This is a genomic window from Bifidobacterium sp. MSTE12, from assembly GCF_000513015.1.
In the GTDB taxonomy this organism is placed as follows: Bacteria; Actinomycetota; Actinomycetes; order Actinomycetales; family Bifidobacteriaceae; genus Bifidobacterium; species Bifidobacterium dentium.
Genome location: NZ_AZYA01000007.1, coordinates 144,895 through 158,373, shown reverse-complemented (window position 1 = coordinate 158,373; position 13,479 = coordinate 144,895). Strand labels below are relative to the sequence as shown.

Below are 13,479 nucleotides of genomic sequence, written 5' to 3'. Positions count from 1 at the left end.
AGGCATGACGATTACGGTTTCTACTGACGGTTCCGCACTTGGCAACCCGAACGGCCCGATGGGTTGGGGCTGGGCCGATCACGACCTGAATGCGGGCGGCACTCCCGGCCATGACCATGCCGGTGACTGCGATGCCGGCGGCGCCACGAACGGCACCAACCAGATTGGTGAACTGTGCGCCGTACTGGAGGCGTTGCGCGCGCATCCGGGTTCCGAACCGTTGGTGATCGAAACGGATTCGCAGTATGCCATCAACTGTTCCACCAAGTGGGTGCACGGCTGGAAGAAGAACGGTTGGAAGAATTCGCAGAAGAAGCCGGTGAAGAACGCGGCGCTGATCAAGGCGATCGACGCGGAGATTTCCCAACGTCCCGGCCCGGTGAAGTTCGTGTGGGTCAAAGGTCATGCCGGCAACGCCGGCAACGAGAAGGTCGATGAGCTGGCACGCACCTACGCGGATGATTGCCGTTCGAAGGTTCGTGAAGGATACCTGCCATTGGAGGGTTGGCAGTCATTGCTGGCCTCCGAGTATTCGCAAGGCACCGATGTTCCGGAGGATGCCAGGATGCTGCTTGACGGCGCAATCGGCACGAAGGAGTATCACCTCGGCCGGGGCGAAAGCGGCACGACGCCCCTTCCTCGCAAATCCGCGAAATCGATTGCCGACATGCTGGTCGAACCGGAAGGCTATCCGGCCCCCGAACCGGTTGAGGAACCCACCGAAACACTGGCGATCGAGGAACCGACACGGCCGCTCAAGACCACGGAGGCCACCGATGCACCCCGCAAATCGCTTGCCGAGTTGCTGGTCAGGCCGGATTGTTTCCCCAAGGACGACGATGAGACCCCCGCTGCGAAGGATGATGACATCGCGGCGACAACGGTTTTGCAGCATACCGCCGACGGCATGACGGACGGTGGCACGGCGGACGATGGCACGCAAACCGTGTCGCAGTCACCGAAGGCGGACGATGCGGATACCTCCAGCGGCCCGGCGGATCGGAATCTGCCGAAACTGCCACATCGGCCCAGCCCGTCAGGACTTGCGGTGTCGGGTACGGTACGGTTCACTCCCCCGCCGGAGTCCAGTCCGACGTTTGACGGCAAGCCACGCCTGATTCGTGGCTATATCGCCGTGGAAGGCTATGTGATGGGTGATGGCACGCTGGTACTGGATGAGGCCCCGTTCGCGGTGAAGCACGCCTAATACACCGTGAAACACTATGTGAAAACTTTTTCGTTGCCGTCCGCACGCCGAACGTGGCGCCCATGACATGGCTCAAGCCGCCAAAAATCAGCGCATCCGATAGTATGGAACCGGTCTTAATCCCATATCGAAGGAGCATTATGGACAAGGCACAGCAGGATGCACTGAAGAAGGCGGCCGGCATCGAGGCCGCCAAGTTGATTCAGAGCGGCATGATCGCAGGCCTGGGCACCGGCTCGACCGTACGTTTCCTGGTCGACGAGCTCGGTCGTCGCGTCAAGGAGGAGGGTCTCGAGTTCACGGGCGTCACCACCTCCCGCCGCACCCAGGAGCAGGCCGAAGGCTACGGCATCAAGATCGTTGACATCGATGACGTCGACCATATCGACGTGACCATCGACGGCGCCGACGAGGTCGACAAGGACTTCAACGGCATCAAGGGCGGCGGCGCCGCCCTGCTGTGGGAGAAGATCGTGGCCACCAACTCCAACAAGATCGTATGGATCGTCGACGAGTCCAAGGTCGTCGACACCATCGGCAAGTTCCCGCTGCCGGTCGAGGTGATTCCGTTCGGCGCAGGCCAGGTCATCAAGAAGTTCGAATCCCGTGGTTACAAGCCGGTGCTGCGCCTTGACGCCGAAGGCCAGCCGGTGCGCACCGACGAGAACAACTATGTGGTCGATCTGCATCTCGAGCGCATCGACCATCCGGAGGATCTGGCCGAAGACCTCATCACCACCGTCGGTGTGGTGGAGCACGGCCTGTTCCTGCACATGGTCGATCAGGTCATCGTCGGCGATCCGAACGGCCCGCGCGTCATGACCAACTCCAACAAGTGAGTCTTTGCATAGCAAAAATCCCGCACTCCGAAAGGAGTCGCGGGATTTTGTTTTGCGAACGCTTCGTACGCGCCTGAAGACTACTTGCGCTGGTGGCGAGTCTTGCGAAGCAGTTTACGATGCTTCTTCTTGCTCATACGCTTGCGGCGCTTCTTGATGACCGAGCCCATCTCAGCCTCCGTTCCTTGGTCAAAGGGTAAAAGTTTGCAACTTGCCCAATACTACACTGCTTCGGGGACGAATGCGCACAGGCACACTCGCATACTGGAATCATGCCGGAATCTACAGCGGGAACTGCTGATAGAAACGCTGCACCGACTCCTTGGAACCCGTCGCCTGGAACACCACGGTGTCGTTCTGCCATAGCGCCACTGCCTTGTTCTCATCATCCGGATCGGACTTGAAGGAATAGCTGCCGGTCTGCTCGCCGCTGACCTTCACGTTGCCGCTACCCAACTCCTTGCCGGTCATGGCGCTGGCAAGGGCGTCATACTGCGTTTTCGCGGCATCCTGCTGCGTCCACTGCGCCACGACGAGCGTGACGTCCTTGGAGGCGTCACCGGTCGAATAGGTCAACGTGTATTCCTCGACCGGGGAGGCACCGCTCCAAGTATTGCTGGCGTCGGCCTTGGTGCGGGCGAAATTCAATACCGTGTCCGGCATGGCCTTGAGCAGTTCGCTCGAGCCGTCCGGAAGTGCCACTGCGTCGATGGTCGGCTTGGCATTCGATTCGGCATTCTGCGAAGACGACTGCGAAGACGTCGCCGCATCGTTCTTGTTCAACGCCCAGCCCGGCCAGACGAACGCGGAGACCAGAGCGAGCACCACGACCACGGCGGCCGCCACGACGGCGGCGATCAGCTTGCCATGGGAGGAAGAGGTTTGCGTATTAGACATACGCTTAATTCTTTCACAGCCATAAGACGCGCAATGTCCTAAAACCTCCGTAATGTCAACGTTATGGCGAAGACTTCCGTGCAGTTTTTGTGCTCAGAATGCGGCTGGAGTGGACCGAAGTGGTACGGCCGTTGCCCGGAATGCGGCCAGTGGGGCACCATCGAGGAGTTTCATGAGGCACGGCCTTCCGCCGCTTCCCGCACCGCCGCCCCTGGGCGCACGTCGCGCACGCAATCGGGCGCGGTACCCTCCTCCGCCGCCAGGCCGATCACCGAAATCGGCACGGAAAACATGTCCAGAATCCCCACCGGCTTTTCGGAATTCGACCGTGTGCTGGGCTCCGGCATCGTTCCCGGATCGGTGACGCTGATCGCAGGCGAGCCCGGCATCGGCAAATCGACGCTGTTGCTGGAAACGGCGGGCAATGTGGCGCGCGAGGTCGCCAATCATCGTGACCGCAACGTCGTCCTGTATGTTTCCGGCGAGGAATCGCAGGCACAGGTGCGCATGCGCGCCTCCCGCATCAATGCGATCGAACCAAACATGTTGCTGGCCGCCACCACCGATCTGGCTACGGTATTGGGCCTGATCGAACAGGTCAGGCCGGCGCTGGCGATCGTGGATTCCGCACAGACCATCGTTTCGCAGGACGTCGACGGCATCTCCGGCGGCTCCACCCAAGTGCGCGAAGTGGCGAGCGCATTGATCGACGCCGCGAAGACGCTTGACGTTCCGGTACTGCTGGTCGGCCATGTCACGAAGGACGGTTCGATCGCCGGACCGCGTACCTTGGAACATCTGGTCGACGTGGTGTGCCAGTTCGAAGGTGACGCCCAGACGGCGCTGCGCATGCTGCGCGCCGTGAAGAACCGCTTCGGCCCTACCGACGAGGTCGGCTGCTTCGACATGAGCGGCGAGGGCATCGAAGAGGTGAGCGACCCCTCCGGACTGTTTCTGTCCTCGAATGGTTCCGTTCCGGTGGAAGGCACCTGTGTGACGTTTACGCTGGACGGTCACAGAAGTCTGCCGATCGAAGTGCAGTCATTGGTCACGAAATCCGTGCTGCCGACACCCCGACGCGCGGCGAACGGCGTGGATTCCAACCGTATCGCCATGTTGGTCGCCGTACTGTACCGGCATGGCGGCATCAATCTGTTGGCGAACGACCTGTACATCTCCACCATCGCAGGCGGTCTCGCCAAGGAGCCGGGCTGTGATCTGGCCATTGTGGCGGCGTTGGCGAGCGCCGCGAAATCCAAGGCGATCGCACGCACGACCTGTGCCATCGGCGAAATCTCGCTGACCGGCCAGGTTCGTCCGGTTCCCCGTCTGGAATACCGGTTGCGCGAGGCCGCACGACTGGGCTTCACCACCGCCGTAGTGCCGACGTTGCGCAAGCGCGTCACCGTCCCCGGACTCACCATCGTCCAAGCCGATACGCTTAAGGACGCGCTCGGCGTCCTGCTGAAATAGACATGCCTTGCATACCGGCCATCAGAAGGATTAAGGAGTAACGAGACCCCATGGAACCGTTCCGTTTCAGCGCATGGGCTGAAGCATATTCGCAGAAGACCAACCGTTCATTGGCCGGCACACGGCTTTACATCGGGCATGATGGCGGAGCGTCATGCGGCATCGACCAAGCCGACCTCGCACAGGCGCAGGATTGGGGCATGGTTCCCTCCCGTGATTCCGCCGAAATGCAGACGGGTCACGCCATCGACGCGACCATGCCGCTCGGCGACGTGGTCGACGCGCGTGAACTGACCGGTGCCGAAGCGATGCGATTCGCACAGGAACACATGCTCGTACTTGACGCATTGATGCGTCAGATGCGCAAGGACGTCGATTTCACCGGCATCCGTATCGCGGTCTGTCTGATTCTTGAACCGAAGACCGCCGTGCTGCTACGACAGCTGAAGGCCGCCGGCGCCATCGTGGGCGCCTACTGCGGTTCCGAAGCCAACGACGAGCGTGTGGCGGCACAGCTACGCACGGAAGGCATTCCAGTCGCATACGATCCTGATTGGACGCCGGCTCAGGCGCATCAGGGTGCGCTTGACTTATTGGATGAGATTCAGCCGAACATCATCATCGATGACGGTGCGAGCTTCGCCCGTCTTGCCGCAATGGAACGGCCGGAACTCATGGGGCATATCATCGGCGTGGCGGAAGAGACGACCAGCGGCATCCGCGCATTCCAGGCCATGCAGGATGCCGGGGCGCTCACCTTTCCCGTCATCGCCGTCAACGACAGCATGCTGAAAACCGGTTTCGACAACGCTCATGGCACCGGCGAAACCTGCATCACCACGTTGCAGCGCATACTCGGATCCGATTGCTTCGCCGGCAGCAATGTGAGCGTGGTCGGCTATGGTCCGGTCGGACGGGGCTTCGCCCATCGTGTGCGTGCGCTCGGAGCCAACGTCACCATCTGCGACACCGATCCCGTGGTCGCCCTGCAGGCCGTATTCGACGGATTCCGCGCCTATGACATCGATCAGGCGATCGGCGAGTCGGACATCGTCGTCTCCGCGACCGGCGTGCGCCATACCATCACCCTGCAGCATATGCGGCGGATGAAGCCGGACGCCGTGCTGTCGGTGATCGGCGGCATCGCCAATGAAATCGCATTGGATCAGATTGACGGATTCCATGCCGAGAACAAGCGAGAGCTCCGCGATCTGGCGGTGCCCGATGGCCCGGTGATTCGTCTGATTTCGGAAGGCGACGGCGTCAACTACACCGTCGGAGGCGGCAATCCAATCGAAATCATGGATCTGAGCTTCGCGGTGCAGGCATCGGCCGTGGCCCATCTGCTCAGGCATCGCGGCACGTTGCAGCCCGGACTGCAACGCCTCGGACGCGACATCGACCGTCACATCGCCGATATCGCGTTACGTACGCGAGGCTATCGGGCAAGCCATGCCGTAGCCGACAACGGGTATGATTGGACGCTCACCCGCTTCGCGGAGAATGAGAAGGAGTAACGGCATGTCCCTCGACAGTCCGCTGCATCTGGCGGCGCATCCGCAACCGCTCGACTCGGTGACCGTCTACAGTTCACCGATGGTCATTCCCGTCACCGGACCGGTGGTGTTGGATGGTGCCGTGGCCGTGGCCGGAAGCCGCGTGGTGCATGTGGGCACCCGCCGATGGGTGTTCAACGAGCTGAAACACGACATGGCCACCAACGGACGTGTCGTCGAACACCACTGGAACGGCATCATCACCCCCGGCCTGATCAACGCGCATACCCACCTGCAGTACACCGACATGGCGGAAGTGGGCCGTGGCACCTATGACCGCTTCCGCGCTTGGGAGATCGGTTTCAACACGGTGTATGCCAAACTGCAGGAAACTCGCCCATGGAAGGAATCCGCCTATCGGGGCGCACGCATGATGGTCCAATCCGGCACCACGGCGGCGGCCGACATCGTGACCGACCCCGAGGCCGTGGGTGCCCTCGCCTCGCAAGGCATGCATGGCATCGCCTACTGGGAGGTCATGGGGTGGCATAACGGCGACTGGAAGTCCGAGGGCATTCCGGAACTCATCGACAACCTCGGGCACATGCATCAGGAAGGCCTGCCCAGCATCGGTATCAGCCCGCATGCACCATACACCTTGGAATCCGGACCGTTCGTGGATCTGCCCGACATCGCCCGGCAACTGGACATGCGCCTGCACATCCACCTGGCCGAAACGCCGATGGAGGCCGGCGAGCGCGACACCACGCTCACCACGTATTCGGCAGCCGACTGGCGCGACGGCCAATGGGCCAGCTACAAGCAGCTCAGGGCCGCCGGCAAAGGCGCCTCCGCCATCCAATTCGTCGACCAGCTGGGTTCGCTTGGTCCCGACGTGCATATCGCGCATGGCGTGTGGGCCGATGCGGAAGATCGGCGCATCCTACGGCAGCGTGGCGTCGGCGTGGCACTGTGCCCACGTTCGAACCGCATCACCGTGACCGGCCGGGACGCTCCGATCCGCGAATATCTGGAAGAAGGCAACCTGCTGGCCGTCGGCACGGATTCGCTGTCAAGCTCGCCAAGTCTGGACGTGCTCGACGATGCGGCCATGATCTACGATCTGGCACGCGAACAGGGCTATACGCGTGACGATCTGACCCACCGCATCATCCGCATGATTACCATCGGCGGTGCCGAAGAGATGGGCATGCATGTGGGAGCGGGACGCATCGGCCAGATCAATGCGGGAGCCACGGCCGATCTGGCGTTCTTCGACATTCCCGTAGGCATCGATTCTCCATACGCCATCGAACGGACGCTGGAGGATTTCGTCCGGCACGGAGCCGGCACGAACCGCGCAACCATCATCTCGGGCAACGTCGTGCATAACGACGGCATATTCGATATACGGCAAGAACGGTAGGCCACAGGCGCACACCGGTCACGAACGAACACGGGCAACATCATCAGGAATGGCGGAAAGGAGCGGCTATGAGCGTCGCGTTGGAGGATATGAGCGAATACGCGCGATCGGTGGTGTCACGACTTGGTCTCGAAGCGCATCCGGAAGGAGGCTGGTACATACGGGACTGGCAATCGCCGCACATCGATGGCGGCAGCGCACGCCCGTTGGCGTCGTTGATCTATTTCCTGTTGCCGCAGAGCGACGCCAGCGCCTGGCATAAGGTCGATGCCGACGAGATCTGGTTGTGGCACGGTCCCGCCCCGGTGACGCTTCAGCTGGGCGGCGATGGCGACGGGCCTGCCGCAGACGACCGGCTCGAAACCATCGTGCTGGGTTCCGACCTCGCCTCCGATCGGCATGATGCCGCGGTATGCGGACACGCGGTGGTGCCGGCCGGAGTCTGGCAACGCACCGTGCCCGGCTCCGGCGACGCACTGGTCTCCTGCGTGGTGAGTCCGGGTTTCGTGTTCGAAGGCTTCACCCTCGAATAATCCGTTATCGAATACCGTGATACCGATCGACGCGTTTCGAAAATCACGATACGTTATAGTGTGGGCGCATCACCATGACGTATCCCGGCATCACAAGCATCATCCATAGAGAAGCAATACACCACGATCCACAAGAAGAAAGAGAAGAACATGGCATTTTCGGGTAAGCATCTCATGCGTGCCGCGGCGGCGATCGTTTCCGTCGCAGCATTGGCACTGTCCGCGGCATGCGGTTCGGGCAACGGTTCCGGCTCGGCCTCCGCAAGTTCCGACAGCTCCGACATCACCCAGCAGACGGTGAATCCGGGCAAGCTGACCATCGCCACCGGCGACCCGGCCTATGAGCCGTGGGTCATGAATGACAAGCCGGAATCCGGCGAAGGCTATGAGGCTGCCGTGGCCTACGCCGTGGCCGAGAAGATGGGCTTCAAGAAGTCCGACGTGGTATGGACCCGCACCACTTTCGACACCGCCATCGCACCGGGCGCCAAGGACTGGGACATGAACATCCAGCAGTTCGGCGTCACCGATGAGCGTAAGAAGGCCGTGGACTTCACCAGCAGCTACTACAACGACTCGCAGGCCATCATCGTCAAGAAGAACGGCAAATACGCCGACGCCAAGAGCCTGGACGATCTGAAGGACGCCACCATCGGCGCGATGGTGGGCACTGAAGGTTACAAGTATGCCAAGAAGATCAAGAGTGACGTGCAGACCTTCAACGATGACGCGGCCGTAGCCCAGGCACTCGACGCCAACCAGATCGACGCCCTGGTGACCAGCACCGTGGAATGCGTGTACATGGTGCAGTCCGAGCAAGTCAAGGACGCCAAGGTCGTCGGCCGCATCGCCGGCTCCACCGATCCGAACGGCATGGGCATCGTGCTGCCGAAGGATTCCAAGCTCACCTCCGCCGCTTCCAAGGCCGTGGACGAACTGCAGTCGGACGGTACCCTGCAGAAGCTGCAGGACGAGTGGCTTGCCGAATACACCACCGATCTGACGGAACTCAAGTAATCCCCCGTCACGAGGATCCCGTTCATGAGTATTTCGGATAACCGTCCGGACGACCTCGCTGGCCACCAGACCAGCGAGGTTGAGCTTTCCCGACGCGCATACCGCAAACGGCAACAGCTGAAATCGGTCATCACCAGTCTGATCAGCACCATCGTGCTGGCTGCCATCATCGTGGTCGGACTGGAGATGTCCCCCGGCTGGCCGCGGGTCAAGGAGACGTTCTTCTCCCCTGAATACTTCGCAGCATCATTGCCTGAAGTACTGGCTGGCCTGTGGCTGAACGTCAAGGTGCTGGTCGTGGCCCTGATCGGCGTAGCCATCTTCGCCACGCTGATCGCCCTGGTGCGCACCAGCAACAATCCAGTGTTGTTCCCGCTGCGGGTGCTTGCCGCACTGTATACGACGATCATGCGCGGCGTACCGATGATCGTCGTACTGTACCTCATCGGATTCGGCATTCCCGGCCTGGGCATCTTCGGACGCATCGATCCGTCACTGCTGGGCACCATCGCCGTGGTCATGGGCTATTCCGCATACGTGGCCGAAGTGCTGCGCGCCGGTTTCAACGACGTACACCCGTCGCAACGCGCTTCGGCCCGTTCCCTGGGCTTGACTGCCGGGCAGACGACGCGCATGATCGTGATTCCCCAGGCGTTGCGCAAGGTGGCTCCCGCATTGATGAACGATTTCATCTCCATGCAGAAGGATGTCGGATTGATTTCCGTACTGGGTGCCGTCGACGCAGTACGCGCCGCACAGATCGAAGTGGCCAGCACCTACAATTTCACGCCGTATGTGGTGGCGAGCCTGCTGTTCATTCTGATGAGCGTGCCGTTCATCCTGCTGAACGACTGGTATGCGGCACGTCTGCGCAAGCGCGAATTGAGCGGAGGCACAGTATGAGCAATGCCAACACCCCGGTGCTGCGTCTTGACGGCATCCGCAAATCCTTCAATGGCAACGAAGTGCTCAGGGGCATTTCCTTCGATGTCAATCAGCATGAGGTCGTGGCCGTGCTCGGTCCTTCCGGTTCGGGCAAGTCGACGCTGATGAAATGCGTGAATCTGCTGGAGCGTGTCGATGACGGCCAGATCTGGTTGGCGGACACCGACATCACCGATCCGCGCGTGCGCCAGGATGAGATCCGTTCACGCATCGGCGTGGTCTTCCAACAGTTCAACCTATTCCCGCACATGTCGGTGATGAACAACGTCACATTGGCTGCGACCAAGGTCCATCATTGGAGCAAGGCCAAGGCCGAGGCACGCGCGCTGGAGTTGCTCGACCGCATCGGCATGCGCGCCAAGGCGGGAGCTTATCCCGATCAGCTGTCCGGCGGCCAGCAGCAACGTGTGGCCATCGCCCGTGCGCTGATGACGAATCCCGAACTGTTGCTGCTCGATGAAATCACCTCGGCACTCGATCCGATGCTGGTCGGCGAGGTGCTTGACATGGTGGCCGAACTCAAGGAACAGGTCACCACGATTCTCATGGCCACGCACGAGATGAGTTTCGCACACGATGCTGCCGACCGCATCGTACTGCTACGCCACGGCGTCATCGCCGAAAACGGCACGCCGCAACAGGTCATGGATGAATCCCAGGATCCCGAAACCCGAGAGTTCTTCTCTCATTTCAGGAGCTGACGGCGTTACCGTCCAGTCGAAAGAACGTAAGGGCGGACACCCATCCGTAGGGTGTCCGCCCCTGTTCGACCGTGGACATGGTTAACGTTCGTCACGCCGTGAGGCGCTTCGTCTCCTCAACGTTGCGCCTGAGCTCAGCGGCCAGATCGTCCGCCGATGCAAACCTGATCTGCGGACGCAGGAATCCGGCGAATTCCACACGCACCTGATGACCATACAGATCAAGCCAGTCGTCGGTGATGGCGTAGGCTTCGACCACGCGCTCATGCATACCGGTGGCTTCGTTGAACGTCGGCTTGGTGCCGATGGAGATTGCGGCTGGCCAACGATATGGCGAATGCGGTGCCAGACGCGCATCCATGGAGCTGGAATCGTATGCGGTGGCGATGCCGTCCGCAGGTTTCCCGGGCTCGTCTCCCGCCTTGCCCAAATCGACCAGCCATCCGGCATAGACGCCGTCAACCGGCAGATAGCCGAACACATCCTGACTCAGGTTCGCAGTCGGGAAGCCGATGGTGCGTCCGCGTTCCTCGCCATGCACCACGGTACCTTCCACAGCATGCATATGCCCCAAAATGGCGTCTGCATCCTTGATACGGCCCTGACCGAGCAGGTACCGCACGTTGGTGGAGCTCCACACGCGCACGGCCTTGGCCTGATGCTTCTTGCTCCATGCACGCCGTTCCGCCTTGGTGGCGCCTTCCAACGGGTCGGCTGGCTCGCCATGGTCGGCCGGCATGACCGGCTCGGCATTGGCCGGCACCCGTGTCTCTCCCGGGCCATGATCGTCGACCACGTCGAGCTGGAATACGCCGGTTGCCAATGCCAGATTCTCGATGGCCTTCACGTCGCCGGCACGATTGGCTCCCAAAGCCGCGTCGGCACCGAGTACGAGCGCGCGCATGCCGAGCTTGCCGACCATCTGGCCAAGGAAGAACCGGTAGGATTTCGCCGCGAATTCTAGCGTATAGTGCACGATGATCGTGTAATCCACGCCGAGTGCGTTGATGCTGCGCAACCGCTCATCGACACTGGTCAGCGCTTGGGTGTCAAGCATGCCGACCGGCGGTTCCTGACCGTCATGCTTGGCCGCATAGCCATGCACCATGGCGGGACGCGGCTCGAACAACACCACCACGGAGAAGGAACGTTCCTTCCGGGCCAGTTCCACCACACGGCGGATCACCGCCTGATGGCCCTGATGCATGCCGTCGAAGGAGCCGATGGTCAGTACGGACTTCTTGTCGTTGCTTAAGGTGGGCCAGTCGACCATGCCACTTTCGTCTGGCGTCAGCGTGATTATCTTCATCGTTGTCCTTCTTGTTGTTGTACGAATACGGCCACCGGCTTGGCTTCGCCTCGTTTGGCGCGCTCGATGATGGCCACCAAATCGCCGGTTTCGGGCACGTATGCGGCCGTAGTCTCACGGATGTCATGGGCGATTCTGCGGCCGAAGCGCAGGTCAGTCGCCTCCTGATCGCTGATTCGCAGCATGGGCATGGACGCTTTGGCGCTGTCGACCATGCCGAGTGCACGGTCGGTCAGATGCTCGGCATCGTCGATTACGGCACGATTACGTGTGACTTCCACGCCTTCCCGATTGGTGAAGGTTTTGGATTCGGTGTGCGCGGTGACGATGTTCGGCATGGTTTCGGTAAAGTCGCCGATGCGAATGCGGCGCAGCATGGTCAGGTATCCGCCAAGGCCAAGCGCCTCACCCAAATCGCGCCCCAACGCACGGATATAGGTACCTGCGGAGCAACTCACCGCAACGTCCAGTTCCATGACCGGCCGCACATCCGGAGCGGCCGAGATGGAATGCCACCGCTCCCCCGCACCGATGTCCTGCGCATCGGTCAACGGCGCATCCGCAAGTCTCGTTGACGCATAACCGTACCGCACGGCGTCAACGCGGAATTCCTCAACGGTTACCGGCCGGGCCTTCAGTTCGACCTGCTTGCCTTCACGGGCCAGATCGTAGGCGCGCTGGCCGTTGATCTTAATGGCCGAATAGGAGTTCGGGACCTGTTCGATACGCCCGGTGAACCGTTCCGCAATGACCCGTTCCACAGTCTCGCGGGATGGAAAGGCTTCTGCAATCGGTGCCGACGGTTCCAGCAGTTCGCCATCGGCGTCATCCGTGGCGGTGCGCTGTCCGAGTCGAATCGTAGCCAGATAGGTCTTGCTATGGTCCACGATATAGTTGAGCAGTCGGGTGGCGTTGCCGAAGCCGATCACCAGCACGCCGGTGGCCATCGGGTCAAGCGTGCCGGCATGCCCGACACGCTTCATATGCAGGGCGCCACGTATCGCCGCGACCACGTCGTGACTGGTCACACCCTGCGGTTTATCCACGACGAGCAGGCCGGAAATCTCAGGCTTTTTCGTCGTCATCGTCCCAATCTTCGACTTCGATGTCGTCATCTTCATCGAAATCGTCGTCATCGTTCGGCTCATCATGCTTGTACGGGTCGGCGTCGCCTGCATACTGCGCAGTCTCACGGGCCTTGGCAAGCTCTTCGTCACGCTTGCGCGCGATGGCGAGGATGTCTTCGATCTCATGGGCCTCTCCCGGCACCTCATCGAAGATGAACTCAAGTTGCGGGGTCAGGCGCAGACCGGCCTTGGAGCCTACGAGCGAACGCAGACGTCCCTTGGCCTGGTTCAGGGCCTGCTGTGCACGGCGGCGTTCGCCCTGCTCATGGCCTTCATGGCCGAGCTGGGTCCAGTAGATCTTGGCGATCTGCAGATCGTTGGTCACGCGCACTTCGGTGATGGTCACGTTGGACAGTCGCTTGTCGTGCAGCTGCGCCTCCATCGAAGACGCGATCACGCGCTGAATCAGCGCCGCAATGCGTGCGGCGCGGGGATTGGTTCCTGCCATGGGTTTCCTTATAAGTTCGTATTTTTATTGCGGAACGCCCGCAGCCGAAATCCGACTGTGG

The 13,479-nt window shown here is 61.2% G+C and carries 14 protein-coding genes; 9 read left to right on the top strand and 5 right to left on the bottom strand.

What is annotated here, in order from left to right; all coding sequences use genetic code 11:
- Positions 1-4 precede the first annotated feature (4 nt).
- A complete protein-coding gene (locus HMPREF1494_RS01540) occupies positions 5-1,207 on the top strand; it encodes a ribonuclease H family protein (RefSeq protein WP_034518754.1) in 1,203 nt (400 codons plus the stop codon).
- A 140-nt stretch (positions 1,208-1,347) separates the two neighbouring features.
- Positions 1,348-2,046, top strand: coding sequence for a ribose-5-phosphate isomerase RpiA (gene rpiA / locus HMPREF1494_RS01535; RefSeq protein ID WP_003845060.1), 699 nt, complete (start codon positions 1,348-1,350; stop codon positions 2,044-2,046).
- An 80-nt stretch (positions 2,047-2,126) separates the two neighbouring features.
- On the opposite strand, the gene HMPREF1494_RS11080 is transcribed toward rpiA, so the two are convergent.
- Positions 2,127-2,216: a 30S ribosomal protein bS22 gene (locus tag HMPREF1494_RS11080; RefSeq protein ID WP_004268639.1), complete on the bottom strand. Its 90-nt coding sequence runs from the start codon at positions 2,214-2,216 to the stop codon at positions 2,127-2,129.
- 112 nt (positions 2,217-2,328) lie between these two features.
- Positions 2,329-2,943, bottom strand: coding sequence for a hypothetical protein (locus HMPREF1494_RS01530; protein WP_003837298.1), 615 nt, complete (start codon positions 2,941-2,943; stop codon positions 2,329-2,331).
- Between the two features lie 63 nt (positions 2,944-3,006).
- Here HMPREF1494_RS01530 and radA point away from each other — a divergent pair, with 63 nt between their 5' ends.
- The 7 genes from radA (at position 3,007) to HMPREF1494_RS01495 (ending at position 10,534) form a co-directional block, all read left to right on the top strand.
- Entirely contained in the window at positions 3,007-4,416 is a 1,410-nt protein-coding gene (gene radA, locus HMPREF1494_RS01525; RefSeq protein ID WP_034518750.1) for a DNA repair protein RadA, read from the top strand.
- Positions 4,417-4,466: 50 nt separating this feature from the next.
- On the top strand, positions 4,467-5,933 hold the full coding sequence (locus HMPREF1494_RS01520; RefSeq protein ID WP_003837302.1) for an adenosylhomocysteinase: 1,467 nt from the start codon (positions 4,467-4,469) through the stop codon (positions 5,931-5,933).
- 4 nt (positions 5,934-5,937) lie between these two features.
- Positions 5,938-7,338 (top strand): amidohydrolase family protein, encoded by a 1,401-nt coding sequence (locus HMPREF1494_RS01515; RefSeq protein WP_003837303.1) that lies wholly within the window; start codon positions 5,938-5,940, stop codon positions 7,336-7,338.
- 68 nt (positions 7,339-7,406) lie between these two features.
- The gene (locus tag HMPREF1494_RS01510) at positions 7,407-7,871 is read left to right on the top strand and encodes a cupin domain-containing protein (RefSeq protein WP_034518745.1); all 465 of its coding nucleotides are present in this window, start codon (positions 7,407-7,409) and stop codon (positions 7,869-7,871) included.
- Positions 7,872-8,021: 150 nt separating this feature from the next.
- On the top strand, positions 8,022-8,888 hold the full coding sequence (locus HMPREF1494_RS01505) for an ABC transporter substrate-binding protein (RefSeq protein ID WP_034518742.1): 867 nt from the start codon (positions 8,022-8,024) through the stop codon (positions 8,886-8,888).
- Between the two features lie 24 nt (positions 8,889-8,912).
- A complete protein-coding gene (locus HMPREF1494_RS01500) occupies positions 8,913-9,791 on the top strand; it encodes an amino acid ABC transporter permease (RefSeq protein WP_034518738.1) in 879 nt (292 codons plus the stop codon).
- Positions 9,788-10,534 (top strand): amino acid ABC transporter ATP-binding protein, encoded by a 747-nt coding sequence (locus HMPREF1494_RS01495; RefSeq protein WP_034518735.1) that lies wholly within the window; start codon positions 9,788-9,790, stop codon positions 10,532-10,534. The genes HMPREF1494_RS01500 and HMPREF1494_RS01495 overlap by 4 nt, the downstream gene beginning before the upstream one ends.
- Positions 10,535-10,625: 91 nt before the next feature.
- Here the strand turns inward: HMPREF1494_RS01495 and ribF are convergent, their stop codons facing one another.
- Genes ribF through rbfA form a run of 3 tightly spaced genes read right to left on the bottom strand, consistent with a single transcriptional unit; the run spans position 10,626 to position 13,418 of the window.
- Positions 10,626-11,843 carry a bifunctional riboflavin kinase/FMN adenylyltransferase gene (ribF, locus tag HMPREF1494_RS01490; protein ID WP_034518732.1) on the bottom strand — a complete coding sequence of 406 codons (1,218 nt, stop codon included), beginning with the start codon at positions 11,841-11,843 and terminating at the stop codon, positions 10,626-10,628.
- Entirely contained in the window at positions 11,840-12,928 is a 1,089-nt protein-coding gene (gene truB / locus HMPREF1494_RS01485; RefSeq protein WP_034518729.1) for a tRNA pseudouridine(55) synthase TruB, read from the bottom strand. Before truB ends, ribF begins: the two co-directional genes overlap by 4 nt.
- Positions 12,909-13,418: a 30S ribosome-binding factor RbfA gene (gene rbfA / locus HMPREF1494_RS01480; RefSeq protein ID WP_034518724.1), complete on the bottom strand. Its 510-nt coding sequence runs from the start codon at positions 13,416-13,418 to the stop codon at positions 12,909-12,911. Before rbfA ends, truB begins: the two co-directional genes overlap by 20 nt.
- Positions 13,419-13,479: the final 61 nt, after the last annotated feature.